This is a genomic window from Pseudomarimonas arenosa, assembly GCF_014841215.1.
GTDB lineage: Bacteria > Pseudomonadota > Gammaproteobacteria > Xanthomonadales > Xanthomonadaceae > Pseudomarimonas > Pseudomarimonas arenosa.
The window spans coordinates 1-3,702 of sequence record NZ_JACYTR010000118.1; the positions used below are offsets into that span (position 1 = coordinate 1).

2 protein-coding genes are annotated in these 3,702 nt (G+C 57.8%); both read right to left on the minus strand.

From position 1 onward, the window contains the following. The coding region (locus IFO71_RS21325; protein ID WP_192031711.1) for a hypothetical protein at window positions 1-330 on the minus strand (330 nt) is incomplete at its 3' end. Window positions 331-803: 473 nt separating this feature from the next. Continuing rightward, the coding region (locus IFO71_RS21330) for an RHS repeat-associated core domain-containing protein (protein ID WP_192031712.1) at window positions 804-3,702 on the minus strand (2,899 nt) is incomplete at its 5' end.

A 3,702-nucleotide genomic window follows, 5' to 3' on the forward strand; every position in this document is an offset into this window, starting at 1 on the left:
AATGGTCATCCGCGCATCGAAGCGGAACAGGCTGCCGTCCGAGGCGATCTTCTCGTATTCGTCCCCTGCCCGGTCGATCCGCAGCACACTGCCGTCCAGATCATCCAGGGTGAACTTCAGCTTGGCCCAGGCCGGCGTGAACTGCCAGGCATTGCGCTCGTAGTTGCGCGACCACGACACCATCCCGCCCGGCACTTTAACGGATAGATCCACCACCGACGTGCGGTAGCTGCCGTCGGTGGGGTCGACGGCGGCTTGGGCGGCGAAACAAAAGACGAAGATCGTCAATGGAATCGAAATCAGACGTATCAAAGCGAATCTTTTGGTCATGTCACTTGATCCTGCATTGCGGCCGACCTGGTGGGTTCGTGATTCTCCTGGCCCGGTCGTCCGACTCAACTCCGAATCACTTGCTCTTGGACGGTACGCAAAGAATGGTGCGCACAGATCGAGCAAAGAAGCGGACTATCCCCGCTCGGCGGCTTCGAACGCACAAGGTTCCTGTCGAGTAACTCTCAAAGTCTGAGGCCAGTAGAACAACTTCCAGCCCATCAGCCCAAAACGAATCCGGCCCCGGCAGCTTCAGAGGACTTATGGCTTCGAACATAAGGCTGATGTACTCAGAAGGGCTCGATAGCTCGACAGAAACGGCAACACAACTTGAACCGGCCGAGGCATAGTCCACCCCGATGTTTACCAAGTCGTAATTCCATATCCCTGTAAACTCGGGGTGAGGGTCAAACATCATCGTTCTCACAATTCTCCCCTCCTAGTACGCGCGCAAGAGGGCATGAGCCGAACTGTCAAAAATAACAGTCGTAACATTTCGATGCGGCCTGAGCACAGCACTTATAGGCCTTGCCGCATTCTTCAACAGTCGGTTGATCTCGCGTAGTTCTGTTCCCATGCCGATCAGGATGCCCCATTCCTCCGAATGCACATATGTTGCAGGCCCCTCTCATTGTGCAACAAGCACCAAAATGACCGCACTTTAAGGTTGACAGATAGCACCCCTCGGTGCCGTCGCACGCCCCAGCACCCCCGGTTTCCTTTCGATGGAAAGGTGCTTTGCAAACTACCTGATAGCCTTTGCACATTGCCTTGCACATCGGTTTGGTGCATGCCTTGATGTTCCTGATGCAAGTCAGGATGGCAGCGCACAGACGGGGCGACCGCAAGCAGAGCAGTGCCACTGCAGCCAAAGGCGCAGCTTCTCCGGTGGCGTCCACGAAGAATTCGGGGTTCCCGTTAGCATACCGATAGAGATTGATATCCGCAGTTAGTCCTATGGGATCTACTTCGAAATACCGGGCTGTGTCCGCCGAGTACGTCCGATTGAAGTTGAATGCTAGGCTCGTCTCCAGGTCGAATAACTGCCCAGGAAACCGAAAGTCCATCCTCGCACTTTCGGGTGACTGTCCAAACGTAGCTCTGCGAGCTGCGGAGGCCGGGAAACTTCCAGCCGCTGAAATCACTGACGGAATGTCGTTATGCTCGAGTTGAAAGTAGTTCCACTCATCGACTCTGCTCCCGATTAGTTCGCTCGACCACCACTGTGATTCTGGGGATATCAGGTAGATTTCGATTTCGTCCGATACTTCCAGTTCACTTCGCCCCAGCTTTCGCCCAGCATACCCCTCTTCGCTATACGCCAAGTACTCCTTAACTGGCTGCCCCCCTCCCGGATGCCCCTCTGCACCGGGATACAACGTCTTCCACAGTCGCCGACCAAACGGGTCGTAGTAGTACTCCGCTACGAGGTTGCCTTCGGCATCGCGCACTTCACTCATGCGCTCTTCGCTGTTGTAGGCGTAGCGCTGGATCGGCTCGCCGGTGGCGGGGTCAAGCTTGGCGGTGGTGCTGCCGTTTTCGTTGTATTGATAGGTTGCAAAGCCTGAGTGCAACAGTTCGTTGTTGGCGTTGTACTGCCAGGTGAAACCTGGCGTTTGGCGCTGATCGGTCAGGCGATTGCCAAGCGGGTCGTAAGTGTAGCGGTCGTCGGCGAACGGAAAGGTGTTGGACGCCATCGAATCATTGATCTGATCATTGCCCGAGCCGTTCGGGTAGTCGGCTGCGGTGAGGCGGTCGACGCGGTCGTACTCGTATCGATACGGGCCGTGCTCGGTGGCCTTCTCGGCAATATTGCCCACCGCATCGTAGGTGTAGCGGTAGTCCATCAGCGTTTCTTGGCTGGCATTGACCACCTTGATGGTCTCGCTGCGCAGCAGGCCATCGTAGGTCAGGCTGCGCAGCGTGCCATCGGGGTAGCTGACCTGGCCGGGTCGGGTCCCCCGATAGTTCGAGTATTCGATGGTGCCTTCGTTCGGAATTACGATGCTGGCCAGATTCTTGGCCGCGTCGTAGCCGTAGCTAAAGGTAGTGCCGTCGATCGTGGTATAGCTCGCCTTTTGCCCGTTCGGGTAGTAGCTGTAGCGATAGGTCCAGGTGAAATCTCCGTAGTTGACCGCTTCCTGGGTCTTGCGCTGCAGCTCGTCGTAAGTGTACTGACCCGAGGTGGTGCCGTCGTCGTAGCCGGTCAGTACGTTGCGGTCGTCGTAGCTGAAACTCACCGTCTTGTGCGGGTTGCTCTCACCAGCACGCGTGTACTGGGTCGTCGTGCGGCGGCCGGCGTCGTCGTAGACATAGTTCGCTGTCTGACTGCGTGCGTCGAGCTCTTCGATCAGGTTGCCATCCGCGTCGTAGGCATAGCGATGAGTCTGCCCCATCGGCCGCGCTTCGCTCCGCGTACGGTTGAGGCGGTCGTAGCTGAAACGATGGGTGTTGTTGTTGGCATCGGTCAGGCTGAGGAGATTGTCGCGATCGTCGTAGCCGTAATGGGTCACGCCACCATGAGCATCAATCACTCTGAGCACCCTACCCAGTGCATCGTGCTCGTATCTTGTTCTAGCGCCCTTGGCATCCTCGGTAAGGACAACGTTGCCGTTCAAGTCGTATTCGGATCGGATGACCGTTGGTTCTCCCCCTAGCACACCCGAACTCTGGCCAATCACAACAATCTTGTCGCGATTGTTGAACTTGAATGAAACTCGCGAACCCATATGTTCGATTGCGATTGGCTGGTACAGATCGCCGGCATGCGTCAGGGCGCCGCTGCTGGGGTCAGCACTCAGATCGGGATAGACATAGCGCGTGACATTGTTGTTGCCATCGCTGATCGTGCTCAGCCGATTGAAACGGTCGTAGCTGTAGCGGGTCTTGTTGTCCGACTCGTCTTCTTCTTCGATCCGGTTGCCGGCACGGTCATAGGCGGTGCTGCGCTCGCCGCCCAGGGCGTCGACGGTGCGGATCAGCCGGTTGGCGGCATCGTAGTGATAGGCCATTTCAGTGGCCGTCTCGCCGAGCTGGGCTGGCGGGAAGATGGTCTTTGTCCGGTTACCCACCGCGTCGTACTCGTAGCGTGTGGTGCGGCCGAGTGGATCGGTCTGGCTCAGCAGGTTGCCGGCAGCATCAAAGGTCTGGGTCCAGCGCTTGCCACGGGCATCGATGCGGGTACGGGCATTGCCCAAGGCATCGAAGTCTTCGAAGCGGGTTTCACCGGCTTCGGCATCGGTGATCTTCGTGATATTGCCGGCGGCGTCGTAGGCGTAGCCGGTGCTCGCGGCGGCGGTGTCGGCATCGGCCTCGGTGGTGATGCTGGTGAGGCGATTCTGCGCATCATAGGCATAGCGCGTGCGGCGCTCG